Origin of the sequence: Desulfocicer vacuolatum DSM 3385, assembly GCF_900176365.1 — a bacterium.
GTDB classification, from domain to species: domain Bacteria; phylum Desulfobacterota; class Desulfobacteria; order Desulfobacterales; family Desulfobacteraceae; genus Desulfocicer; species Desulfocicer vacuolatum.
Genome location: NZ_FWXY01000013.1, coordinates 140846 through 165687, shown reverse-complemented (window position 1 = coordinate 165687; position 24842 = coordinate 140846). Strand labels below are relative to the sequence as shown.

Annotated in this window: 19 protein-coding genes; 8 read left to right on the top strand and 11 right to left on the bottom strand. The window is 45.8% G+C overall.

All coding sequences use genetic code 11. The features are described from left to right. Window positions 1–121 precede the first annotated feature (121 nt). Both B9A32_RS12990 and B9A32_RS12985 read right to left on the bottom strand, forming a co-directional pair. Entirely contained in the window at window positions 122–1288 is a 1167-nt protein-coding gene (locus tag B9A32_RS12990; protein ID WP_170923817.1) for a sulfotransferase family protein, read from the bottom strand. Continuing rightward, window positions 1278–1937 carry a TetR/AcrR family transcriptional regulator gene (locus tag B9A32_RS12985; protein WP_084069865.1) on the bottom strand — a complete coding sequence of 220 codons (660 nt, stop codon included), beginning with the start codon at window positions 1935–1937 and terminating at the stop codon, window positions 1278–1280. The genes B9A32_RS12990 and B9A32_RS12985 overlap by 11 nt, the downstream gene beginning before the upstream one ends. A 516-nt stretch (window positions 1938–2453) precedes the next feature. Here B9A32_RS12985 and B9A32_RS12980 point away from each other — a divergent pair. Beyond that, window positions 2454–2873, top strand: a complete 420-nt coding sequence (locus B9A32_RS12980) for a helix-turn-helix domain-containing protein (protein WP_232367152.1) — start codon at window positions 2454–2456, stop codon at window positions 2871–2873. A gap of 116 nt (window positions 2874–2989) precedes the next feature. On the opposite strand, the gene B9A32_RS12975 is transcribed toward B9A32_RS12980, so the two are convergent. The 3 genes from B9A32_RS12975 to bioB all read right to left on the bottom strand — a co-directional run bounded on the left by B9A32_RS12975 (window position 2990) and on the right by bioB (window position 5004). Further along, window positions 2990–3730, bottom strand: a complete 741-nt coding sequence (locus B9A32_RS12975) for an SDR family NAD(P)-dependent oxidoreductase (RefSeq protein ID WP_084069864.1) — start codon at window positions 3728–3730, stop codon at window positions 2990–2992. Beyond that, a complete protein-coding gene (locus B9A32_RS22540) occupies window positions 3727–3939 on the bottom strand; it encodes a hypothetical protein (protein ID WP_408607037.1) in 213 nt (70 codons plus the stop codon). The genes B9A32_RS12975 and B9A32_RS22540 overlap by 4 nt, the downstream gene beginning before the upstream one ends. Window positions 3940–4023: 84 nt before the next feature. After that, the gene (bioB, locus tag B9A32_RS12965; protein ID WP_084069862.1) at window positions 4024–5004 is read right to left on the bottom strand and encodes a biotin synthase BioB; all 981 of its coding nucleotides are present in this window, start codon (window positions 5002–5004) and stop codon (window positions 4024–4026) included. Between the two features lie 316 nt (window positions 5005–5320). Here bioB and B9A32_RS12960 point away from each other — a divergent pair, with 316 nt between their 5' ends. From B9A32_RS12960 to B9A32_RS12950, 3 genes are read left to right on the top strand one after another with little or no spacing between them, the layout of a single operon-like run. Then, window positions 5321–6313, top strand: coding sequence for a biotin--[acetyl-CoA-carboxylase] ligase (locus tag B9A32_RS12960; protein ID WP_084069861.1), 993 nt, complete (start codon window positions 5321–5323; stop codon window positions 6311–6313). Further along, window positions 6310–7593 (top strand): adenosylmethionine--8-amino-7-oxononanoate transaminase, encoded by a 1284-nt coding sequence (gene bioA / locus B9A32_RS12955; protein ID WP_084069860.1) that lies wholly within the window; start codon window positions 6310–6312, stop codon window positions 7591–7593. The genes B9A32_RS12960 and bioA overlap by 4 nt, the downstream gene beginning before the upstream one ends. A gap of 40 nt (window positions 7594–7633) precedes the next feature. After that, window positions 7634–7927, top strand: coding sequence for a hypothetical protein (locus B9A32_RS12950; RefSeq protein ID WP_084069859.1), 294 nt, complete (start codon window positions 7634–7636; stop codon window positions 7925–7927). 82 nt (window positions 7928–8009) lie between these two features. Here the strand turns inward: B9A32_RS12950 and B9A32_RS12945 are convergent, their stop codons facing one another. After that, window positions 8010–8849, bottom strand: coding sequence for a MerR family transcriptional regulator (locus tag B9A32_RS12945; protein WP_084069858.1), 840 nt, complete (start codon window positions 8847–8849; stop codon window positions 8010–8012). 432 nt (window positions 8850–9281) lie between these two features. Between B9A32_RS12945 and B9A32_RS12940 the strand changes: the two genes are divergently transcribed. Further along, window positions 9282–10649, top strand: a complete 1368-nt coding sequence (locus B9A32_RS12940; protein WP_084069857.1) for an MATE family efflux transporter — start codon at window positions 9282–9284, stop codon at window positions 10647–10649. 139 nt (window positions 10650–10788) lie between these two features. Beyond that, window positions 10789–11823 (top strand): YheT family hydrolase, encoded by a 1035-nt coding sequence (locus B9A32_RS12935; RefSeq protein WP_084069856.1) that lies wholly within the window; start codon window positions 10789–10791, stop codon window positions 11821–11823. Here B9A32_RS12935 and B9A32_RS12930 read toward each other — a convergent pair. Further along, window positions 11749–12678 (bottom strand): DMT family transporter, encoded by a 930-nt coding sequence (locus tag B9A32_RS12930; protein WP_170923816.1) that lies wholly within the window; start codon window positions 12676–12678, stop codon window positions 11749–11751. The two genes, B9A32_RS12935 and B9A32_RS12930, sit on opposite strands and share 75 nt — an antisense overlap. 763 nt (window positions 12679–13441) lie before the next feature. Here B9A32_RS12930 and carB point away from each other — a divergent pair. After that, window positions 13442–16648, top strand: a complete 3207-nt coding sequence (gene carB, locus B9A32_RS12925; RefSeq protein ID WP_084069854.1) for a carbamoyl-phosphate synthase large subunit — start codon at window positions 13442–13444, stop codon at window positions 16646–16648. Window positions 16649–16957: 309 nt separating this feature from the next. Here the strand turns inward: carB and acnA are convergent, their stop codons facing one another. Next, window positions 16958–19696, bottom strand: a complete 2739-nt coding sequence (acnA, locus tag B9A32_RS12920) for an aconitate hydratase AcnA (protein WP_084069883.1) — start codon at window positions 19694–19696, stop codon at window positions 16958–16960. Between the two features lie 381 nt (window positions 19697–20077). Between acnA and B9A32_RS12915 the strand changes: the two genes are divergently transcribed. Next, window positions 20078–20404, top strand: a complete 327-nt coding sequence (locus tag B9A32_RS12915) for a phage holin family protein (RefSeq protein WP_084069853.1) — start codon at window positions 20078–20080, stop codon at window positions 20402–20404. Window positions 20405–20529: 125 nt separating this feature from the next. On the opposite strand, the gene B9A32_RS12910 is transcribed toward B9A32_RS12915, so the two are convergent. The 3 genes from B9A32_RS12910 to B9A32_RS12900 form a co-directional block, all read right to left on the bottom strand. Next, window positions 20530–21249 (bottom strand): hypothetical protein, encoded by a 720-nt coding sequence (locus B9A32_RS12910; RefSeq protein ID WP_139795819.1) that lies wholly within the window; start codon window positions 21247–21249, stop codon window positions 20530–20532. Window positions 21250–21350: 101 nt separating this feature from the next. Next, a complete protein-coding gene (locus B9A32_RS12905) occupies window positions 21351–22772 on the bottom strand; it encodes a trimethylamine methyltransferase family protein (protein WP_084069851.1) in 1422 nt (473 codons plus the stop codon). 230 nt (window positions 22773–23002) lie between these two features. After that, window positions 23003–24505 carry a BCCT family transporter gene (locus B9A32_RS12900; protein ID WP_232367151.1) on the bottom strand — a complete coding sequence of 501 codons (1503 nt, stop codon included), beginning with the start codon at window positions 24503–24505 and terminating at the stop codon, window positions 23003–23005. Between the last annotated feature and the right edge of the window lie 337 nt (window positions 24506–24842).

Sequence of the window (24842 nt, the reverse complement as noted above, 5' to 3'; positions counted from 1 at the left end):
TTTTTCTTGTTTTTTTCAATTATGCTACAAAGGTATCCTTTTAAGAATATCGAAGCTGTCCGCGATCGAACTTTAATGAACACGCTTGTTTTAGGACTAAAACAATTTTGTATTCTTATCATTATTTACCTCCTGTAAGGTTAAAGCGGTTAAGATAAAAATCGAACCGTTCTTTTTCCAGGTCCGGTTCCATTCCCAGTTCAGATGCATTACAGAAGTGGCTGCCGAATTTTGAACGGGGATTGTCCCGCAGCCAGACCTGCATCCGTTTTTGGACCGTTCGGCTGAAGGGGATATTAAAGTGTTTGTATATCTTTTTCATGGATCCTATCGGATCCTGGCTCAGATCTGTGTGAAACACATCAAAAACCTGTTCCTCCCTCAATTTTTCCCGAACCTCTACGGCCCGCTCAAGCCCCTTGGCCCAAAGGGCAGGATACCAGTCCGCTATGGCCGGAATATTCACCTGACCAGTGGTGAGTTGCGTCCAACGGGAAACCAAGCTGACACCGGACACCATGGCTTCAAATGGATCCCGGTGTGTAAATATGATTCTGGCGTCGGGATAGGTCTTCAAAAGGGGCTCCAGGCCGAACAGGTGAATGGGTGCCTTGAGCACCCAGTGCTCATTGGGTAGTTTCCACTGGAACACCTGGAGCAGGCGTTTGTGCCAGTCATAGGCCTGGGTCATGTCGCATTCCCCCACCCAAGTGCCATGACCGAACAGGCTGGACCCGGCACTCCAGCCCGCATGGACAAATTCATGGGCCATGAGGTTCTGGCATTCTGCGGTGCCCAGGGCCATGAAATTAATGCCGTTGATGCCCCGCAGCTCAGGTCCCATTGAGAACAACCCTTCCATGGCATCGTAACTTGATTGGATCCTTGGATCAGGCACGTGGGGCAACAAGGGGGGCGGCGGACAGATAGCACCTGCTGATTCAAAATTTCTCAGGAACCGGGACAATGGATCCAAAGCCATCAGGGTCTGGGTAATGGTGGTGCCGGTCCTGGGCAGTCCCACGATAATAATGGGGGCCTTAATTTCTTCATCCTGAATTTCAGGATGATCTTTTATCAACTGGGTAACCTGCAGCCGGTTGACAAGGATCTGGGTGATCATCTGCTGAAAATACCCGGCAGTGCCTTCAGCCAGGTCCAGGTCATTGTTCAGGGAATTGATCAGCACTTCCAGGCCCTGTTCAAAGGTATCCCCCCCGAAATCCTCCAGGCCGGATGTCTTAACAGCATTCTCTATAAACGGCTGTGATACAAGCTTAATCCCCATGGGTGTTCTCCTCTTTTTTAAAAATGTTATTTCGTACCGCCTCAATGCCTCCCAAAGAAAATTCATATACATGGGCAGCCCATTGTTCATATCTCTCATCCGCAGAATAATCTGGAAACAGCCGGGAAAAAACCGGCCATGCAAAACTGTAGTAAAGCAGTTGCCCGGCCACAGACACCAGGCAGTCCCGGGCCATGTCATCTGTCGCATCCTCTCCCAAAAGGTCCCGGAACATTTTTAAATGCCGCTTGATCCGGGGCCGGTTATAGGTATCCACCAGCTCCTCTATGAACGGGGAGGGCTGGATCATCTCGGAGATAAAAATGGATGTAATGTCCGAGGCAAAAGCATTGTTTTTATAAAGCATGGCGCAGAAGTTTGAAATCATTGACCTGAGCTGCTCCTGGGGTGTTTTTCGGTCCCAGTCCTCCCGGTCAAACCGATCATAAGCGGAAAAAATGGCATCCAGAATCTCACGGTACAGTTTTTCCTTGGATCCGAAATAATAATTAACCGCATTAATGTTGGCGGTCCCTGCTTTTTTGCAGATTTCCCTAATAGTTGCGTCCCGATATCCCTTTTCCGCGAATACCTTGATGCCTGCTTCAAATAATTCTTTTTGAGTGTTTTTTGATTTAATTTCCGGCATAGATGATCCTTTTAAATAAATTTCAATACAAGCGTATTAATCAATTTAATTAATACACTTGTATTAACTTGTCAAGCCGTAAATCAATTTTATGAATATGTAAAAACCAAAAATAGTATAATCTCTCGTTCATGTTGATTTCGAAAAAGGCAGGACTATAAGAGATCATGTTAGGGGGGATTGCCGGACTTGCCAACAACTATCCTATACATAAGTTTCAAAAGTTAAGAAAAAATTAAAATATCGGATCAACCCTGCGGGCTGTCCTCCGGACAGTCGTCTCGTTCCTCGACCCTGCCCTGTCACCAGACAAGTTACCTTGAAAGGCGCAAAGAAGTTTCTTTTGCAGATGCTGCCCGTTGTTTGTATCTCATCACCGTCAGCAACAGCCGGTGATGCCTGGACCTTGGTATCCCGGTATGGTCCTGCCCGGGCAGTTATTGCAAAGGAAAATCAATGCATGCAAGACAGATCTCCCCGGACTCTTTTCAGTACCCCCTTGAGGGGTGAAAGAACGTGAACTGTCACCACACAACCGCAGCATTTACCCTGTCTCCTGAATCCTGGGCTTCCATTCAATACCCGTATCATGTCCGCTTAGTTAAATATCTTGGAAAAGCTATTCAAGATACCAGAAAAAAGCAAAACATGAGGCAATCAGACTTAGCAGATATTACAGGGACAAGTGTGAAATTCATTAGTGATGTAGAAAGAGGGAAAGAGACAATTCAGATGGATAAAACGTTTGTGCTGCTCCGCGCTTTAGGTCTAAAATTATATGTGACACCAGATTTGATAGAGACTAAAAATGACAAATCGATTACAAGTTATGCGGCAAATGAACTTTACAAAATTTTAAAAGTACCAGTTCGTGGTAAAATAAATCAATTTTTTATTGAAACTTTAGAATCTGCTCTTGCCGTAACACGATCCTAATTTAAACAAAATCCCCCAGGAAAATTTGTAATCTAAAGGAATTATGCTGGACACCTTTAAAATGACTGCTTTTGACCATTAAAATTAGACCTTAAAAAAGTATAATGGGCTCACACCTATTTTCCGCAGCTCATACCGCCATCCATGGTAAGATTCACCCCGTTAAAGGCAATGCCCGTGTCCGACAAAAAGAAAAGCAAGGTTTTGGCAACATTTGCCTCTGAAATAAAACAGCCTCCGGGAATTTTTTTCAAAAGCGCTTGCCCACTTTTTTCAATAAACGTCTCACCCCGCCCCGACGTCACATATCCTGGCCTCAGACTCATGGTGGTGATACCCCTTGCTGCAAGTTCAAGCCCGACATTCCGATAAATGCCCTCGGCCGCAAGCTTGGAAGATGCATACAAACCCTGCCCCTTTCCCGGCATGCCTGCCGCAACAGAGGAGACAAAAATCATCCGACCGAAACGCTTTGTAACCATGGACCGTGAGACAAGGCGAACCAGTTGTGCCCGGGCTGTAATATTGTCGGCCATGTACCGGGAGAGCGTATCTGGATTTGCCGAGGCCACCAGGGTTTCATAATCCCCCTGGGCCAAATCCACCATATAGTTGATTTCTGTTCTTTTTGAAAAAATTTCCCCAATCTTTCCAGGGAGGGCAAGATCAAAAAAGGTGGTGTCATATCGGCCCTCCCATCCAGACAGGCTCTCTTTAATTTTATTTTTTCCCTTGCTGTCTCTGAATGTCAGGATGGGGAAAAGATCTTCACTGATCAAAAGGGAGGCAAGGGAAAGGGCAATGCCGCAGCTGCCGCCGGTTATCAACACATTTTTTCCGGCAAAATTCAAATTCATAAGAGAAGATTCCCGGTGACCAGTGTCAAACTTTTATCAAAAAGTCTGCACCTGATCACGTTATCGTTTTTCGCCATTTCATATTGGTACTCCCCGGGGGAGACAAAATGTCTGAACCTGAAATTCTCAACCTGAACCGGATTTTCTGGAAGCATTAACTCCCCATAGATCTGGAGAAAAGCGTGAATAATCAAGCTTCCAGGAACCACTGGATTTCCCGGGAAATGGTCCAGATATATCCTGTCATCAGGGTCAAAAAAAAGAGTCCCGCTATGGTGGAAAGCATTTTTCATCTAAGCCGATACCCTGAGACCAAGATCTTTGATCATCTCCATATCCGTTTTGATACTCCTGCCCCTGGTGGTGAGATAATCTCCACTCATAAGGGCGTTGGCCCCTGCCGCAAAGATCCAGGACTGAAACTCCTTCAGGGTCTTTTCCCGGCCGCCGCAAATGGTGATATTTTTGCTGGGATTTATAAACCTGAAAAGGGCAATGCTTTTCAAGGCATCCATGGGCGTAACCAAGGGTCTTGCTTCCATGGGAGTACCGGGAATGGGGTTTAAAAAATTCAAAGGAACTGTATCAACATCCAGATCACGCAGGGTAAAAGCAAGTTCCACCCTCTGTTCCCAGGTCTCCCCAAGTCCAAGAATTCCGCCGCTGCACGGGGATAACCCGGCTTCTTTGGCAATTTTTACGGTGGTGATATCGCAGCTGTACTCATGGGTGGTGCAAATTTTATAAAAATGGCTTTCCGCTGTTTCCAGGTTGTGGTGGTAGTTACTGATGCCCGCAGATTTTAAACGCTTTGCCATGGACAGGGTCAACTCCCCAAGGGAGGCGCAAACCTTGAGTCGGGTGGTGTTTCTGATGGACTCCGCAGCCCGGCAAATGGTATCCAGGTCACGGCTTTTTGGCATAAATCCGCTTGCCACCATGGAAAAATGGGTTGCACCGGCATCTTCCATGCGAAGGGCACTTTGGGTCATCTCCTCCACCCCCAGCATGGGATAGGTGGTGATACCGGTGTTGTAAAAGGAAGACTGGGCGCAATAGGCGCAGTCTTGGGAACAGCGCCCGGATTTGGCATTGATGATGGCACATGAAAAGACCCGGTTATCCATCTGTTTTTCCCGAATCTTTCCTGCAAAGGCTATCATATCAAACAGGTCTGCCCCGGAGATGGAGGTAAGCATTAAAGCCTCTTCCCGGGTGATCTCACCGTCGGCCAGTATCTTTTTTGCAAAACCTGCAATGGTTGTATTAAACATAGTCCCTCTTAAAATTTCGTTTTTTGTTTGGTGTGCAGTGAATCAAAAACGGCCCTTATTGTCAACTCTATTTTTTATATGGGTTGACAATTATAAATAAAGCAAGATATTCTTTTCACAGCTCGGCTTTCCTGGAGCTATAAACAACAGGGATATTTACCAGTTATGACAGGCCTGATGTAGAATTGTCTGATGTTTCAAATGTTAGAAACAAGCGCTGATTTTCTTTTTTTTACTTGATGCGGAGGAACAAATATGCTCTATATTGTCAACCTGATTTAAAAAATAGAGGTGGCAATACAAGCTGGGAGAAAACATGGGAAATAGAGAAACACTGCTTGAGCTTCTTAAATCTGAAAAAAACTGCTGGATATCCGGGGAGATCATGCGCCAGACCCTGGGCATCAGCCGCAATGCCGTATCCAAACATATCCGCGTCCTTCGGGACAAGGGGTATGAAATTGAATCCTCCACAAAAAAAGGCTATCGCCTTGAATCACCCCAGGATCTTATTATTCCCGAAGAAATTTTGGATGGACTTAATACAAAGGTTTTTGGCAGGCAGGAAATCATCTGTTTCAAGGAAACGGATTCCACCAACAGCCAGGCCAGAGCCCTTGCAGATGGTGGGGCCGGGGAAGGCAGCCTTGTCCTGGCGGAAAGCCAGACCCTGGGGCGGGGAAGAAAGGGTCGGACCTGGTTCTCTCCCAAGGGTGAAGGGCTTTTTATCTCAATGATTTTAAGACCCTTGATGTCCCCCATGGACTCATCAAGGCTAACATTGCTGGCAGCGGTGGCCCTTGCCGAGGCCATTATGGATTCAACCGGATTGGAAATCAAAATAAAATGGCCCAACGATCTTTTATGCAATGGGCGCAAGGTGGCTGGAATCCTCACCGAACTCAGCACTGATATGGATGCGGTCAATCATGTGATCATCGGGCTGGGGCTCAATGTCAATACTCCCCGGAAATCTTTTCCTATGGATCTTAGGAAAAAAGCCTCCTCCCTTTTGGTGGAATCGGAGCAGCCCCATTCCCGTTGCAAAATAACCCAACTCTTCCTGGAACGATTTGAAAACCATTATAATACCCTGGTGGATCACGGTTTCCCCAAACTCCTTTCCCGGTGGAAAACCATGTCCGACAGCATCGGCCAGAAGGTGCGTGTGGAGATGATCGACAAAACCCTTACCGGTACCATCCAGGATGTGGATTCCAATGGCTTCCTGATTCTTGAAGACAAAAACGGCGTGCGCCACAGCATTCTTTCCGGAGATGTTATTCCATTTACAGGTAAAAAATCATGAATGTAAACGAAATATTAGAAACAGACCGGGATCTTCTTTGGCACCCTTACACATCCATGGTAAATCCCCTGGAAGTTTATCCTGTGGTGGGGGCCTCTGGAGTCAGGATCGAGCTTGCCAACGGTACCCGACTCATTGACGGCATGTCCTCCTGGTGGGCGGCAATCCACGGTTACAACCATCCTGTTTTAAATAAGGCGGCCCATGGGCAGATTGACGATTTTTCCCATGTTATGTTTGGGGGAATCACCCACAAACCGGCAGCAGAACTTGGAAAACTTCTTGTTGAAATTACCCCAAAGGGCCTTGAACAGGTTTTTCTGGCTGATTCAGGATCAGTATCCGTGGAGGTGGCCATCAAAATGGCAATCCAGTACTGGTATGCACTGGGACGGCCTGAAAAAAACCGGCTTTTAACCATTTGCAAAGGATATCACGGAGACACTTCAGGGGCCATGTCTGTGTGCGACCCTGTTAACGGCATGCATGAAATGTTCACCGGTATCCTGCCAAAGCAGTTGTTTGCAAATGCTCCGGCCATTCCCTTTGGAGAAGCCTTCCAGGAGGAGGATATCCAGAGTATGAAAACGCTTTTGGAAAACCACCATCAAGAGATAGCTGCCGTAATCCTGGAACCCATTGTCCAGGGGGCCGGCGGAATGAGGTTTTATTCCGTTGGTTACTTGAAACGGGTGCGTGAGCTTTGCCATCAGTACGAGGTGCTTTTGATCTGTGATGAAATTGCCACTGGATTTGGCAGAACCGGGGAGCTGTTTGCCTGTAATCATGCAGGGATTTCCCCTGATATCATCTGTCTTGGCAAGGGAATCACCGGGGGATACATGACCCTGGCTGCCACCATAACCACCCGCAGGATCAGTCACGCCATTTCCAGGAACAAAAAATCTGTGTTCATGCACGGACCAACCTTTATGGGCAATCCCCTTGCCTGTGCCGTGGCCTGTGCAAGCATTGGTCTTCTGCTGGATAGCCCATGGAAGAAAACCATTGCCAAAATTGAAACACAGCTGAAAAAAGAGCTTGCCCCATGCAGGGATCTTCCCCAGGTGCAGGAGGTGCGCGTTCTGGGTGCCATTGGTGTGGTGGAGATGAAAAACCCGGTAAATATGGGAGAAATCCAGAAACGATTTGTCAAAAAAGGGGTGTGGGTAAGACCATTTGGAAAGCTTGTATACATCATGCCGCCCTATGTGATCTCACCTGAAGATTTGAGAATTCTGACCCGTGCCCTGTTTGAAGTGGTCAGGGAGGAAGGTTGATCTATAGTATTAAAACCGATAACGACATAAGGAGAAAATCATGATCTTCATGCATTGCAAAGTTCGATTCACCGACTATTCCAGATGGAAAGCCAGCATGGATGCTGATGCTCAAGCCCAATCTGAGGCCGGTTTACATCTCAAGCATTTGTGGCGGGGGGTGGAAGATCCCAACATGGCTTTCTTTGTTCTTGAAGTCGAGGATGTCCATCGCGCAAGGGCGTTTCTTGAACCGAAAAATGTGGAAAAGGCGGAAACCGCAGCAGGCGCATCAGATTTTGAGTGGCACTTTGTCGAGAACATTGCCGTGCCGAGCGAACGAAAAAATAGCTAAGCGTTGATGTCAAATATGGCCAAGGGGGGGCAGGCTTGGATTATGACAGGGTTTCTGCTTTACTGGCTTACTTAGAGCTGAATTAATAACGTCCATAAGACAAGTCTGCCCCGTCAGTCATCGAGTTATTCAACTTTTGAACAGGAATCTGAATTTCAACCAGATATTGCGTTTCATCGGACACGGCAAAGGTATCCAAAAGCACCTTTTCAATAATTTCACCGGAAACCTGATACTTTGACTTTTCAATATATTCCTGCAAAAGTGATCGAGACCGTCCCAGATCTTCATATGGCCCCTGGTGATATAAATAACCATATTCCCCTGCCGCAATACAGTCCGGGGCGTCATGATCAATCTCCAGAGCCACTTTCCTATATATTTCCTGTCCATCTTCATCGTTATCGACATAAACCATATAACCACTCATCACAATTTCCTCTTGTCTGGAGCAGGCAATCAATTTTTTAATGGCCATTTCCAAATCATACCATTCAAAGGGAGGCTGCACCGGTTCAATCAAGATATAGCGTTTTTTTAGAAATTTAATCCCAATCTCAAATGGTGTAATCTCCATGCCTTGTTTCAGGGCAGTTAGAAAAGACGTTAAGCGCCGTCCGGTTCTTTCAAGCTGTTCAATTTTTTCCCGAATGAGCAAGTCCTGGAGTTTCAGCTGCTCCATGCGATCACTGAGTGAGGCTTTACTCAGATAATGTTTGATCTCTTTGAGCGTCATTCCCAAACTTTTCAAACTGAGAATAACATCCAAAGTCTCAAATTGATCCAGGGTGTAGTAACGATAATTGTTAATTTCATCAACCTCTTTGGGTTTCAACAGGCCGATTTTGTCATAATAAAGTAAAGTTTGCCTTGAAATACCGTGCAGTTTTGCCATTTCACCCGTTAAAAAATTTATTTTCATTTTTTCCCCCAATCAGTATTGACTGTATAGTTGCTATATACTTTAGACTCCATTTTTAACAATGTGAGGAGTGCCCGGTCAAATGAATTTTCATTTAATCTTTGATAAGCTGCATGCCAGATGGGCCTAACCACAATGAAGATTGAAACTCTGATAATATCAGTATTTTTGGACATAATTTCAGATATTAATGGGTGTTGTCCCAAACCTTTTAAATAATCAATCTCAACTTTCGGGCTTCATTTCAAAGCCAGCATTTTAAAATGTACCGATGGGCTCAGTGTGCCGACGGGGTCAGGCTTTTGTTATTGATGTTATCGACCAAGGCCTTTGCCAACGAAAAAAGCCTCGATAATGTCAATAACGAAAGCCTGACCCCACCACGAAATGCGAACACCGAAAGTTGAGTAATCAATATTACCGGATGTCACTATGAAAGCATTATTTGCCAGACCTTGGTCCAGAAAAGAATTTATAAAGTTCATCACCCCATCTGCACTAAGCATTCTTTCCATCTCCCTTTACATGGCGGTGGATGCCATATTCATCTCCCGGTTTTTAGGCACCCTTGCCATGGCATCGGTGAACATCATCATGCCGCTTTATTGTTTCTCACTGGGAATTGGAATCATGGTCGCCTCGGGATCAAGTGCCATTATCGGCATCGAACTGGGAGAAGAAAAACATGACATTGCCAACGGTCACTTTTCCTTTATCTTCTCTTTTCTCTTTGCCGTTTTTTCAGGCATCATTATATCCGGTTACTTGATTGGGGTGGAAAGGTTGTCTCTCTGGCTTGGAGCAACGGAGAAGCTATTGCCTTATTGCGTGGATTATTTGAATATTTTCCTGCTGGGAATTGCTGCGCTGACCCTTCAGATGTTCTTTGAATTCACCATCCGACTTGATGGAAAACCATCCTGGGCATTTTATACGTCTCTGGTGGGCGGTGGCATCAATGTAATTTTGGATTATCTGTTAATCGTAAAATTTAATATGGGCATTCAAGGTGCGGCCATTGCCTCAGTTTCCGGTATTCTTGCATCTTGTCTGTTTGGAGCGAGCTATTTTCTATTCACCCGCTCTACTTTAAGGCCTGTTAGACCCCTTATGGATTTCAGGTTTCTTTTCAACGCCATGATCAATGGATCTTCGGAAATGATTTCTGAAATTTCATCCGGAGTGAAAACCCTGGTATTCAACTATATTATCATCCGATATGCCGGAGAGGCCGGTGTTGCTGCCATGTCCATCGTGATGTACATGTTTTTCCTGTTATCTTCCTTGTATATCGGCCTGAGCATGGGTGTTGCCCCGGTAATCAGTTTTAATTTCGGCAGTAAAAATTTTGAAAAAATCAGGGAACTTCTCTCCATGTCCATGCAATTGACGCTTTTCATCGCCGTCCTTTCGTTTAGCATCGGGGTGCTTTATGGAGACGTTCTGGTGCAGCTCTTTGCCAGGGGGCAAGATCAAGTAATTCCCCTTGCGGAAAACGGAGTGATGATTGTTGCCGCCTCATTTCTCATCAACGGAATCAATATTTTGGGGTCGGCTTTTTTCACATCCGTAAACAATGGAAAAATATCCGCGTTGATGTCGGCATTGCGAACCTTTGTCTTTACCCTTGGGTTTGTGGCTGTTCTGCCCCTTTTTATGGGGATGGATGGAGTGTGGCTTTCCATTCCGGCTGCAGAAGCTGTAACTCTCTTGGTGACATTTTATTTCATGATGAAATATAAAGGAGTGTATCTGGGTATAAAAAAAATTACCCCGTCCACTGTGAACTCTTTAATCTAAAAAATGTCTATTTTGCAAATCTGTTCAATCTTCATGAATCCTACGCTTTTTGAAAATTTTAAAAATAGCGTGACATCTGAAAGTTATGAGGGCATTTTGTAATTTACAACATTTTATCACAATCAGGAGAAGACAGCCAATGGACTACACACCGCCATGGGGCATGAAAAACGGCCATATACAGACAATGTTTGCTTCCATGTGCAGAAAAAACAATTGTAAGGACCTTTACCAACGAGAACGCATAGATACGCCGGACGGAGATTTCCTGGATCTGGACTGGGCCGTTAACAAAAGCGGCACCCTTGTTATCATTTCCCACGGCCTTGAAGGAAATACCAACAGGCCCTATGTCACCGGCATGGTAAAGGCCATTAAGCAGATGGGCTGGGATGCCCTGGCATGGAACTACCGAGCCTGTAGCGAAACACCTAACCGCTACCTGCGTTTTTATCATAACGGGGCAACAGAGGATCTTTCCTGTGTTATTAATCACGCCCTGAACCGGGGGCGTTACCGGAAAATTTATCTGGTGGGATTCAGCCTGGGGGGCAATCTCACCCTGGTGCATCTGGGACGTGATTGTGTTCATCCGGCTGTAAAAAAGGCCGTGGTTTTCTCCGTACCATGCCATCTGGCCAGCAGTGCAAAAGTTCTGGCCCGCCCTGGCAACCGTCTCTATATGGAACGTTTTTTGCGTAAACTGAGAAAAAAAATAAAAGTCAAGATGGCCATGATGCCGGGTAAAATTGATGATAAAGGATATGAACAAATAAAAGATTTCAAAGGGTTTGATGATCGGTACACAGCCCCTTTGCATGGATTCCAGGATGCAAAAGACTATTGGGAGAAATGCAGCAGCCGTCAGTTTATCCCCCATATCAAGGTGCCCACATTAATTATCAGCGCTTTGAATGACCCGTTTTTATCACCGGAATGTTATCCTGTGACAGCGGTCCTTGAAAATCCCCATGTCACAATGGAGACGCCTCGTTCCGGGGGACATGTGGGGTTTGTGGCTTTTAATAAAGCCGGTGAATACTGGTCCGAAAAAAGAGCCATGGCATTTTTCAAAGAATTCAATGAAATCAGAAATATGTCATGTACCCCGATTTCGAGTTTCCAATCGAATCAAGTAGATACCGCTGGTGAGAATAATCAGGATGCCGGTTAGACTCCCAAAGGATGGCGTTTCATTCCATAGAAAAAATCCCCACATAACCGCTGGCAGCATCCCTGTATATTCAAACGGGGCTATGGTGGACGATTTTGCAACACAGTAAGCCTGGGTCAATGAATAAAATCCAATGGAGACAAAGATGCCAATTCCGATCATGATCCCCATGTCCTTAGTGCTTGGATAGATCCAGGCCCGCGTTAAAAAATCAAGATTTAAACTTGAATTTGAAATGGCAAGCCCTTTTCCCATAAACAACCCCAGCCCTCCTGATATGAAAATAGAAAAGATCACCAGGCTGAATCCCAATGTTGAAGCACTTTCACTGCCGGCAACACGACGAATCATCAAAACACTCAGGGCATAAGTTAATGCAGATAAAATGGGGAAAATAGCCGCTGTAACCATCGTGCCGCTACCCGGATGCAGTATGATCAATACACCGGTGAAACAAGTGATAAGAGAAATCCAGCGTTTGACGGTGATTTGTTCTTTAAAAAAAAGAATGGATAAAATAACAACAAAAAAAGGTGACGTATAGAACAAGGCCACCGCATCTGCAAGGGGTATCACTGCAATGCCAAGGTAATAAAACGAGTAGGATAAAAACATCAAGGCAGACCGAACAATATGAGCGCCCATCCGTTTTGTTTTCAAGCTACCAAGACCTGAATCAAAATGGACGATGACCAAACATGGAACAACGGCCGCAAGACTTCTGATAAACATAATTTCAAACAACGGATACCCACTGCTTAAATATTTTATCAATACATCCTGTGTTGAAAATACAAAAACCCCACCGATTAAATAAAATATACCTTTTATGGGCGTATCTTGCTGATTTGTCATGGCTCTCATTTCATTATAACCGCCACGGGCGGATCGCATTCTGACCTCGCTCCGCCCACAACAAAGTTAGAAATACTCCCCTGGTTAACGGAGTATTTCATATAAACGGGCATGCCCTTTCGGACACAACAAATATAGGGTCGTAGGCGCGGAGCCAAATGGTATTACACCGCCGCCCCCCGACGGGCAATGGGCCCGGCCCGGAACTGTAGACAGCTCAATTGTCCGGTTTCTATTACCCGTCGGGGGGCGGCTCTGCCTTAGCTTGCCATGGAGGCTGCCTTTTCATACAAAAAAATAAATATTCAATTTGGTAATGTACATGCTTGGCCAGCCCCCACATTTGAATATAGTTTTGGGCACATGGGTTGGCACCGACACAAACCCTTAACGCTGTGAAATCAAAAATTTACGGTTTCAAAGTGGTGTTATAATTAAAGCTGCTCAGCATACTAATACCACCGTCAAAACTCAACAAAAAAACTCAAATTCGGTGGATATCAAGGCTGCATGGCAGATGGTACTTGCAATCATAAAGCTTGTATGGTTTAATTTTTTGCTCTTGTTCATTGAAATTCTCCTTTGTGGAGTTGTTTATCTGCACGAGAACAATGGACCCACCCTGCCGGTAATGCTTCCTTGGCCATGGTAAAAAAGAGCAAAAAATAAGCGATGATCCAGATTTCAGGTCACGTTCAACGGACATGGACATAAAGAATAGCAACCCGTGAAAAAATTTTAAAAAATAAAGGAGAACTGGCGCATGCCGAAACGAAGCGATTTTAAAAAAGTACTGATCATCGGCTCAGGCCCAATTGTTATTGGTCAGGCTGGAGAATTTGATTATTCCGGGTCCCAGGCGTGTAAGGCACTGAGGAGCCTGGGCTACCAGATTGTACTGGTCAATTCAAATCCTGCCACCATCATGACCGATCCAATTTATGCAGATGCCACATATATTGAGCCCTTGAATGTGGAGACCATTACACAGATTATTGAAAAGGAACGCCCAGATGCAATTTTACCCAATCTGGGGGGCCAAACCGGCCTTAACCTCACCTCCTCACTCCATGAAGAAGGAGTCCTTGACAAATTCAATGTAAAAGTCATCGGTGTTCAGGTGGATGTGATAAAACGGGGTGAAGATCGCATTTCTTTTAAACAGACCATGGATCAGGTGGGTGTTGAAATGCCCAGAAGTCAACCGGCCCATACGTTAAAAGAAGCCGTTGAAATTGCCGAAGATATGGGATTTCCTCTGGTAATCAGACCGGCATACACCATGGGGGGAACCGGCGGGGGCCATGTCTATAATATGGAAGAATTAAGAACCATTGCCCAGCGGGGTCTCCAGGCCAGCCGTGTGCATCAGGTTCTGGTGGAAGAGTCGGTGATAGGATGGGAAGAGCTTGAACTTGAAGTGGTGCGGGACTCAAAGGGACAGAAAATCACTGTCTGCTTTATTGAAAATGTGGATGCCATGGGCGTTCACACCGGCGACTCCTTTTGTGTTGCCCCCATGCTGACCATCAGCCAGGAGCTGCAGGACCGACTCCAAAAATACTCCTATGATATTGTGGACGCCATCGGTGTTATCGGCGGAACCAATGTTCAATTTGCCCACGATCCAAAAACCGACCGTGTGGTGGTCATTGAAATCAACCCGAGAACATCCCGATCATCAGCACTGGCATCCAAAGCCACAGGCTTCCCCATTGCCCTGATTTCCTCTTTACTGGCCTGCGGATTAACCATGGATGAAATTCCATACTGGCGGGATGGCACCCTGGAAAAATACACACCCGGCGGTGATTATGTTGTGGTGAAATTTCCCAGGTGGGCCTTTGAAAAATTCAAAGGTGTTGAAGATAAGCTTGGTACTCAAATGCGTGCTGTGGGTGAAGTAATGAGTATCGGTAAAACCTACAAAGAAGCATTTCACAAAGCCATCCGAAGCCTGGAAAACGGCCGTCACGGACTGGGTTTTGCAAAGGATTTCAATGAAAAGACATTGGATGAGCTCATGCGGCTTCTGGCCTGTGAAGCCAGCAGCGAACGTCAATACATCCTTTATGAAGCAATGCGCAAAGGAGCTGACCTTGATGAACTCCACCAGCGTACCCATATTAAAATGTGGTTTTTAGAACAGATGAAGGAACTTGTTGAAACAGAAGAAAAAGTTCTTGCTTTTAAAGGCAAAGACATACCTTCCGATGTGCTCACCCAGGCGAAGAAAGATGGATTTCCAGATCGTTATTTAAGTCAGATCCTGGATATTTCCGAAAAAGAAATCCGTGACATGAGGCTTGATATCGGACTTGCCCAGGCCTGGGATGCAGTGCCTGTAAGTGGTGTTGAAGATGCTGCATATTACTATTCAACATATAATGCTGAAAATAAAATTTCCGTAACAGACAATAAAAAAATCATTGTTCTGGGTGGGGGGCCATACAGAATCGGCCAGGGTATCGAATTTGACTATTGCTGCGTCCATGCGGCCCTTACTTTAAAAGATGCCGGTTATGAAACAATCATGATCAATTGCAATCCTGAAACCGTTTCCACCGATTATGACACTTCAGACAAGCTCTATTTTGAACCCCTCACATTGGAAGATGTGCTCAGTATTTATGAAAAAGAAAAACCAGAGGGCATTCTGATTCAATTTGGCGGCCAGACACCGTTAAATATTGCCAAAGAGCTTAAAGAAGCCGGTGTTAATATTATCGGGACCAGCCCTGAAACAATTGATTTAGCAGAAGATCGAGAACGTTTCCGTGACATAATGACAGAACTTGACATCCCAATGCCGGCATCGGGTATTGCAAGGAGCGCAGAAGAAGCCATTCAAATTGCCACTGAAATCGGTTACCCCATCATTGTTCGCCCCTCCTATGTTCTGGGTGGACGGGGTATGGAGATCGTTTTTGATGAAAAATCACTTCGCCACTATGTAACACAGGCCGAAGAGATCAGCCCTAAGATGCCCATTTTGGTGGACCGTTTTCTTGAAAATGCCGTGGAGGCTGAGGCAGATGCGCTGTCAGACGGTGTAACGGCATATGTGCCTTCCATTATGCAGCATGTGGAATTTGCCGGTATCCATTCAGGTGATTCCGCCTGTGTTATTCCACCGGTGATGATCTCAGAAAAACATATGGATACCATTAATGAATATACACGAAAAATCGCCATTAAGTTTGGTGTTGTGGGCTTGTTGAATATTCAATATGCCATTGGCAACGATGACAAGGTTTATATTTTGGAAGCCAACCCAAGGGCATCCAGAACCGTTCCACTGGTTTCAAAGGTATGTGGATTTTCCATGGCCCGCACTGCTGCAGAGTTGGCCCTTGGGAAAAACTTAAAAGATATGAACTTGAAAAAAAGAGAATATTCCCATTTTGGCGTCAAAGAAGCTGTTTTCCCATTTAATATGTTTCCGGAAGTTGATCCGCTGCTGGGTCCTGAGATGCGATCCACGGGTGAAGTTCTTGCCATGGCTGATTCATTTCCCCAGGCTTTTTTCAAAGCCCAGGAAGCCGTGCAACAGACGCTGCCGACTTCCGGCACCGTATTGATCACTGTTGCACAAAGGGATAAGGAAGAAATACTTGAGGCAGCACGGGAATTCATGGGCATTGATTTTGCCATCCGCGCCACCGAAGGTACGGCAAAATTTTTAAAGGAAAATAACATCCCATGTGAAACCGTCCTGAAAATTCATGAAGGACGGCCCAATATTCTTGATGAAATTAAAAACGGCTCCATTGACCTTCTGGTCAACACCCCCCACGGATCAAAATCTGAATATGATGATTCTGAAATCCGTAAAGCCGCCATTCGCCACAATGTTACTTACATCACAACAACGGCAGCTGCCACCGCCGCTGCCGTGGGTATTAAACTATTCCTGAAAGAAGGTTCGGATATTAAATCTGTTCAGGAACGGCACGCGCTTATTCGTTAATCTTCGTTATGGGCGGACCAGGGTCAAAATAAGGTCCGCCCGTGACGGTTTATATACAATGCAACCTCCAAGGCAACCTCAGCAGAGCCGCCCCCCCGACGGGCAATAGGAACCGGACAATTGAGCTGTCTACAGTTCCGGTCCGGGCCCATTGCCCGTCGGGGGGGGCGGCGGTATAATACCATTTCCTATATTTGATGACCGTTTATAAAAAATACTCCGCAAACCAGGAGCGTATTTCAAGCTGTGTTGTGGGCAGAACCGGATCAAAATACGGTCCGCCCGTGGCGGTTATATGAAAAAGCCGGATTATTTTATCAATTTTCTTAAAACATAGGGTAAAATACCGCCATTGTGAAAATATTTCACGTCAATGTCTGTATTTAACCGGGCCAACACTTCAAATGTGATCTTTTTCTCACCCTTCACTGCTGTCACTGCAAGCATTTTCTGGGGGGCAATATCTTTAATTCCCTGGATGGAGAAAGTCTCAGATCCATCCAGCCCAAGAGTTTCCCAGGAATCGGATGCCTTGAACTGCAGGGGAAGTACCCCCATACCCACAAGATTACTTCTGTGTATTCGCTCGTAGGAGCGTGCAATCACCGCCTTGACCCCCAGAAGATTACTGCCCTTGGCAGCCCAGTCCCTGGAAGATCCCGTGCCGTATTCCTTACCGCCCAATACCACAAGCGGTGTTTTTTCCTGCCCATACCGGGCCGCTGCATCAAACACAAACATCTTCTCATCTTCGGGAAACTTGCGGGTAAAACTACCCTCTTCCGGTGTTACCAGATTATTTTTAATGCGGATATTACCAAAGGTTCCCCGCATCATCACCTCATGGTTGCCCCGGCGGGACCCATAGGAATTAAAATCCTCCTTTGCCACATTCCGTTCAATGAGATATTTACCGGCGGGATATTTTTCAGGAATGGCACCGGCCGGAGAAATGTGATCAGTGGTTACAGAATCGCCCACGACAAGCAGAGCCTTTGCACCTTCAATGTCCCGGGACGGAGAAAGTTCAGGGGAAAAACCTTCAAAATAGGGAGGATTTTTAATATAGGTGGAGTCTGGTTTCCAGTCAAAAGTAAGGGAATCAGCAATTTTCAACTCCTGCCAAAAGGTGTCTCCCTCAAAAATGGTGGCATACCGGGCTGCAAACTGTTCGGATTTCACATGTTTTTCAACAAGTGCATCAATCTCATTCTGTTTGGGCCAGATATCCTCAAGATAAACAGGATTGCCATTGGGATCCATGGCAATGGGGCGGTTCACCAAATTGACATCAATGCGACCGGCCATGGCAAAGGCCACCACCAGCATGGGGGAGGCCAGAAAATTACCCTTGATGCTCTGGTGAATTCTTGCCTCAAAATTACGATTTCCAGAAAGGACGGAAGCCACGGTGAGGTCATTATCCTGGATGGCATGCTCAATGGCCGGTGCCAGAGGGCCACTGTTACCGATACAGGTGGTGCACCCAAACCCTGCCACATGGAATCCCAGTGCCTCAAAATAGGGCATCAATCCGGCGGACTCAAGATAATCCAGCACCACCTTTGATCCCGGTGCCAGGGAGGTTTTCACATGGGCCGGTGTGGTCAAACCCATTTTCACGGCATTTCTGGCCAGCAACCCTGCACCTATAAGACCTGCCGGGTTGGAAGTATTGGTGCAGGAGGTGATGGCTGCAATGACGATACTGCCATCACCCAGTTTTACCTCCCGGCCGTTCATGTTCACGGTTACCAGACGTTTTCCCGTGGGTTCACAGCTGGTTTCCCGGCTGGAAACGCAACCGGACTCATCCAGAAACTGGGAAATATGATCCATGTGGGTATCCCGCTCATGGTCACAGTTTAACAAAGCATTAAAGGCATCTTCAATTTCATCAAGGACAATGCGATCCTGGGGCCGGGCCGGGCCCGCAAGGCAGGGAACCACAGTTGACAGATCCACCTCCACCACATTGGAGTATTCAATATTCTCATCGCCGGTGTAAAACAATCCATTGGCCCGGGCGCAGGCTTCTGTGATATCTGCCTGTTCTTCCCTGTTGGTCATCCTTAAATATTCAATGGTTTTTTCATCCACCGGGAAAAATCCCATGGTGGCCCCATATTCCGGTCCCATATTGGCAATGGTGGCGCGATCCGTGGCACCCAATGCCTTCATCCCCGGTCCAAAAAATTCCACAAATTTTTCCACCACATTGAGTTCCCTTAGCTTCTGGGTGATGGTGAGAACCAGATCTGTGGCTGAGACACCGGGTTTCAGGGCATTGACAAGTTTTACACCGATCACCTCGGGAATGGACATCACATAGGGCTGCCCCAACATCACCGCTTCAGCCTCAATGCCGCCAACCCCCCACCCCATGACACCAATGCCGTTGATCATGGTGGTGTGGGAATCCGTGCCCACAAGGGAATCCGGGTATAAAAGGGTGCTCTCTTTTTCTTTGGCCTGGACCATTACCCGGGCAAGGTACTCCAGATTGACCTGATGACAAATACCGGAGTTGGGGGGCACCACTTTAAAATTATCAAAACTTTTCTGGGCCCATTTTAAGAGTTCATATCGCTCAATATTTCGCTGGTATTCTTTGGCAACATTTTGGGTCAATGCATTTTGGGTACCGTGATAATCCAGCTGCACTGAATGGTCAACAATGAGCTCCACAGGAATCAACGGGTTGATGGCAGACGGGTCGCCACCGGCGACTTTTACCGCATCCCGCATGGCAGCGAGATCCACCACCGCAGGTACACCTGTAAAATCCTGCATCAGCACCCGGGCCGGATGGTGGGGAATCTCCACAGGGTCTTCATAGGTGGGTTGCCAGTTACAGATATTTAATAAATCTAATTCCTTCACCACATCGTCATCCATCTTGCGCAATAAATTTTCCACAAGCACACGGATGGAAAAAGGAAGCCTGGAAATATTGGCAATTCCCTGGGATTCAAGTTGAGTAATATCGTAATACTGGAATGTTTTTCCCTGGATATCAATTGTTTTTAAAAACTCTGATCGTTTCATTTTGCACCTTTCAATGGAAAAGGTCACCACGGTCAACGTAAGCGCCCCCCGAGTGGTCGGGTGATTTTAATATTGTTTAAGTTTTTTATATGAAATACTACAAAAAAATTAACGAAAATATACAATCCTGGCTGTTAAGTATCACAATAGAATAACCAATTGAAGGCAAATTTTTTCAGATTAACTTGACCAAAATCAAAAAATATCAGATTAAATACCCTGGCCCTTTGGACAAGCGAGCGTGATGTAAACGTTCTTCAAATGAAACCAGGCTTAACGCCGGGTCATTCCCGTCAACACATTGCCCCCCTGATTTTCATATCCGACACATCAGGGGAATTACCTGTTTAAACCCATAATAGATAAGGAAACAAGTTAATTATGATCTGGAATATTCTCATCCTCACTGTAGCAGTTTTTATTGTTGCCAATATTCTCCCCGGCATTTACATGAAAAGTTTTTTCACAGCCCTTGTGGTGGCAGTGGTCTATTCTCTTGTGAGCTTTTTCCTGGGATGGCTTCTGGTTTTCCTGGCCCTTCCTTTTATGATCATCACCTTTGGACTCTTTAAATTGGTTATCAATGCATTTTTATTATTTATCACAGATAAACTTATTGATGATTTTAAAATCAAAGACGCCTTAACCACAATGATAGCAGCCTTGCTGATCACCCTGGTGGATTCGGGGCTCCATCTTCTTTTATAAGCAAAGAGGTGCAATCAATTCATTGGCAATTGAGGATACGTTCTGGAGTTTGATTTCAAATAACCGCCACGGGTGGACCGTATTATCATTTCGATCCGCCACAACAAAGCTTGAAAAACCGAGGATCAAAAAACAGTTTTGGTGGAGGAGGCGGGGGATTTTTTCGGATCCTGTGTTTTCCCCTGCTCTCTTTCCAGCATGGCCTTAAGGTGGCGGACAAAATAAATAGTGACCCGGTATTCGGGATTTCCAAACTGATTGGGAACACAGGAATAGAACAAAATATCGCCGTTTTTCTCCCAGCACAAGGATTTTCCATTCTTCTGTTTCCAGGGTAATTCCCTGGGAGCACCATACTTATTTTTCAGTGAATCCAGGATATTAAGATGATCTTCCTCAAAGAAAACCCGTATCACCATGGGCATGCGGGAATGCTTGGAAAAAAGCAGCTCAACATATTCAAAAGGAAGGGCCTTTTTAACGGCATAACGGTAAGTAAGGGTTGTGGTGTCATGTTCCACCCGTTCTCCCGGGGGAAAGTTCAACGCATCATTCAGGGCATGGAGACTGGGATAATACCTTGACAAAAACCCATCGGTATTGATGTGCAGATCAATGGTGTTACGGGAGGAAACAGCATCGTCGCCCAGGATATCCTGCAATGATTTTCTAAGTTTGTGTGAAAAAGGTGTGTTCACCCCCACATCAAAAAAACTGAAACTGGGAGCCAGCCGGGAGGGTGCAGGAATATTTTGATCATCGTTACCACAGGCAGAGCATAGCATGAGTACAACGACGAACAAGAAGCCATAAAAACAGATTGGTGTGTGAGATAAACGTTTCATAGCTTATTTTTTACACCACTGATTTTTTTTATGCAAGAAGGGAAATGAGAATCACAACATCGGCACCCCAAGGCACCGATGTTGTGATCTATTTTCTACAATTAGCCTTTTTTTCTATCTTCCACGTACTGAATCAACTTTTTTTCAATTTCAGGATCAATGTCAGGTTTTGCATAGGAGGCCAGACGCTGGGTGACCTTATCTTCTGCCACCTGGTCAATGCGCTGTTTACCGGCTTTAACCCAGCTGTCTGAATTCATGCGGCTCATGAGGCCCGGGGTGTAAAATTCCGTACGACACAGCTTAAAGGTTTTGGGATGTGTCAGGTATTGACCGCCGATACCCACCTCTTTGATGATATCAAGATCAATGGAATCATCGGTCAGTGCCAGGGGTTTAATCATGTTTTGCACCATGCCGCAGATCTCTTCATCCACAATAAATTTTTCAAAATTCATGGCAATGTAAGACCCAAGAATACCACAGGAATGAAGCATGAAATTAATACCGCTGCGCACGGCTGTGGAAAGTGCAAGGGCAGACTCTGCACCAGCCTGGGCATCGGTGAAAAGGGCATCGGTCAAACCACCCCCGGCCCGGCTGGGAAGGCCGTAATACCGGGCAATCTGCCCCACATAATGGATATTCTTGGAAAGCTCAGGCGCGCCAATGGAAAGGGCACCGGTTTTCATGTCCATGGCCGAAGAGGTGGAACCGTACACCACAGGTGCACCGGGTTTCACCAGCTGAGCCAGGGTAATGCCGGCCAGAATTTCGGCATTTTGAAGCGCCAGTACGCCATCCAGGGTCACAGGACCGGAGCCACCGGCCATGATAAGAGATGCCACCACACAGGCTTGACCATGGCGAACCAGTTCAATGAGAGCCCCCACCATTTCATCGGAGAATTGTAACGGAGACAGGGAGTTAATCAAAGACACAGACACCGTCTTATTCATGATATTTTCCTTGCCCCCCCAGAGGATACCGGCCATTTCAATGCCGTCCAGGGCACCTTGGCGGGAGACAGGGCTTCCCATAAAGGGTTTGTCACAAAGGAGCATGTTGGACAAATTCAGATCCAGATGAACAGTGTCGTGGGGCATGTCCGCCGGTTCCACCATCATCCACCCATTCATGTTTATGTATTTGGATGTCTGAACCAGTTTGCAGAACTTATCATAATCTTCCATGGTGGCCTGGCGCTGATCACCCTGGGCATCAATGACAAAGGGAGCGCCATAACCGGGCACAAAAACAAAATCATCCTCACCTATTTCAACATTTTTTTCCGGATTTCGGGCATGGACAGTGAAGCGCTTGGGAGCCGATTCAAGGGCTTTTTTGATATCAGACTCTTCAAAAAATACCGTGGTTCCCTCCACCCTGTGGCCGTTTTGTTTAAAAATCTCCAGGGCCTCATCATCATTAAAGGCAACACCGGTATTTTTTAAAAGGTTCATGGATGCGGCATGGATTTTTTCCAGATTTTCTGTATTGAGTTCCTGCATTCTATCGTACATGTGACATGTCTCCCCCGGGGAATTGAAGCATAACCCCGCGTTTAAGGTTCATGGCGGCGGCATAATATTATTTAAAATATTTTTTAACCGCCATATGATAAAAATTTAAAAATTGATGGCATCTCTTATTTTTATTTTACACTTTCACAGGGAGAACACCCGGCTTTCGGTGATCTTCTTTAAAAAGTATAAATTACTTTTAAAGGTATATGTAAGGATGCCAAATTGATTTATTGATTGTTCTCTTTCTTATATCTGGCAAGGCCTCTGAATGTACCAAAAAGGACAAACAAAAGAAGAAACATCAAAGGAAATGCCGTTGCAATGGAGGCCGTCTGAATGGCCTTTAAACTACCGGTTCCGGCCAGAACAGCAGCCACAGCACCCAGGGCAATACCCCAGAAAGCCCGAAGATTTTTTCCGGGATTTTCATGGCCTGATACAAACATGGCAAGGGAAATGGCGGCAGAATTGGCACTGGTCAGGAAAAAGGTACCAATGAGAAAAATCAGGGCAATGGATAAAATACCGGTCATGGGAAGATTCTGAGCAATGGCAAAAATAGCACTTTCCACCCCATGCTCTTTTAAGGTGGCAGTAACATCAAAACGGATACCGGCCCCCCCAATAACACCATACCACAGGAAATTTCCCAAAGTGGGCAGAATAAGGGTGGCTGCAACGGTCTCCCGGATGCTCCTGCCCTTGGAAATTCTGGCAATGAACACAGCCACAAAGGGTGCCCAGCTCATCCACCAGGCCCAGTAAAAAACAGTCCAACTGCCGATCCAGTTGCCTTCATAGCCCGGTGCTGTAAAAAGACTCATGGGGATAAAATGAAGCAGATACTGACCAATGGCATTGGTGGTGAGATTGATAAGAAAAATGGTGGGTCCAAAAATCAGGATAAAAAACCACACAGCCACAAACACCCACATGTTGACATCGCCAATGATTTTCACTCCTTTTTCAAGCCCTGTATAAACGGAAAAAGTGAAAATGGCGGTGAGCACACCGATGATGATATAGGTGCTGCCGGGGCCAAGGGTCAGGCCATACTGAAATTTCAGTCCACTGGAAAGTTGAAGCGCCACAAGACCCGTTGTGGTGGCAAGCCCTCCCAAAGTGGCAAAAACAGCAAAAATATCCAGAACTTTTCCCCAGGTACCATGGATTTTTTCGCCAATAACATAGTAAAAGGCACTGGAGAATTTCAGTGGAAGATTTTTGGTAAAGCAGGCATGGGCAATGGCAACGGTGAGCATGGCATAGATGGACCACGCACTGAGCCCCCAATGAAAAAAGGAGTAGGTCATGGCATTGGCTCCGGCTGCCGGACTAAGGGCCTCTCCACCAAAATAAGGCGGCGGGGTCATGTAGTGATATGCAGGTTCCGCAGGTCCCCAGAAGACAATACCGGCGGCAATGGCCGATCCAAACAACATGGCAAACCAGGAAAAATTGGAAAACTCCGGTTTATCATGGGCAAGCCCCAACTTTAGACTGCCATACCCCGGCCCCATGAGTACAAAACATCCCATGACCAGGAGAAATGCTGTTAAAAGATAAAGCCATGCCCAGTTGGTGGTGGTCCAGCTAAATACAGCGTTGATGGTTTTACCCATGTTTTCGGGAAAAACAATGGACCAGAGAACAAATAAAATCGTTAATGAGGCAGACACCCAGAAAACCATGGGGTCAAAGGGTTTGGTTGGAATCTTGGGTTGTGACACGTGACGCTCCTTATAAAAGTGTGCTCCCGGGCTCTTGGCCCAGGGGGATTAAAAAATTTCAGAATCCGGTGATATGTTCAACCGTCTGAAAAACGGCGAAATTTAAAACCGGTATCCATGATATCTTTACTAAAGCAGGTTACGTGCCACACCGACAAAAAGAGCTTAAAAAAACAACAAAACATCTAAAAAATTGATATAATTTACAAAATCGAAAATATCAACTTAACAAATTAATGGAAATAATAAAATTTATGATAGGCGAGAAAGAAAACTTTTTCAGGAGAAAATTTAAATGGAGTAAATATTTTCAGAAGAAAAATATTTGTCACTCCTT

Bases quoted from the DNA above. Each gene is read 5' to 3' on its own strand.
- B9A32_RS12990 (WP_170923817.1), bottom strand. From the start codon at position 1,288: ATGGGGATTAAGCTTGTATCACAGCCGTTTATAGAGAATGCTGTTAAG.
- B9A32_RS12985 (WP_084069865.1), bottom strand. From the start codon at position 1,937: ATGCCGGAAATTAAATCAAAAAACACTCAAAAAGAATTATTTGAAGCA.
- B9A32_RS12975 (WP_084069864.1), bottom strand. From the start codon at position 3,730: ATGAATTTGAATTTTGCCGGAAAAAATGTGTTGATAACCGGCGGCAGC.
- bioB (WP_084069862.1), bottom strand. From the start codon at position 5,004: ATGTTTAATACAACCATTGCAGGTTTTGCAAAAAAGATACTGGCCGAC.
- B9A32_RS12960 (WP_084069861.1), top strand. From the start codon at position 5,321: ATGGGAAATAGAGAAACACTGCTTGAGCTTCTTAAATCTGAAAAAAAC.
- bioA (WP_084069860.1), top strand. From the start codon at position 6,310: ATGAATGTAAACGAAATATTAGAAACAGACCGGGATCTTCTTTGGCAC.
- B9A32_RS12950 (WP_084069859.1), top strand. From the start codon at position 7,634: ATGATCTTCATGCATTGCAAAGTTCGATTCACCGACTATTCCAGATGG.
- B9A32_RS12945 (WP_084069858.1), bottom strand. From the start codon at position 8,849: ATGAAAATAAATTTTTTAACGGGTGAAATGGCAAAACTGCACGGTATT.
- B9A32_RS12940 (WP_084069857.1), top strand. From the start codon at position 9,282: ATGAAAGCATTATTTGCCAGACCTTGGTCCAGAAAAGAATTTATAAAG.
- B9A32_RS12935 (WP_084069856.1), top strand. From the start codon at position 10,789: ATGGACTACACACCGCCATGGGGCATGAAAAACGGCCATATACAGACA.
- B9A32_RS12930 (WP_170923816.1), bottom strand. From the start codon at position 12,678: ATGACAAATCAGCAAGATACGCCCATAAAAGGTATATTTTATTTAATC.
- carB (WP_084069854.1), top strand. From the start codon at position 13,442: ATGCCGAAACGAAGCGATTTTAAAAAAGTACTGATCATCGGCTCAGGC.
- acnA (WP_084069883.1), bottom strand. From the start codon at position 19,696: ATGAAACGATCAGAGTTTTTAAAAACAATTGATATCCAGGGAAAAACA.
- B9A32_RS12915 (WP_084069853.1), top strand. From the start codon at position 20,078: ATGATCTGGAATATTCTCATCCTCACTGTAGCAGTTTTTATTGTTGCC.
- B9A32_RS12910 (WP_139795819.1), bottom strand. From the start codon at position 21,249: ATGAAACGTTTATCTCACACACCAATCTGTTTTTATGGCTTCTTGTTC.
- B9A32_RS12905 (WP_084069851.1), bottom strand. From the start codon at position 22,772: ATGTACGATAGAATGCAGGAACTCAATACAGAAAATCTGGAAAAAATC.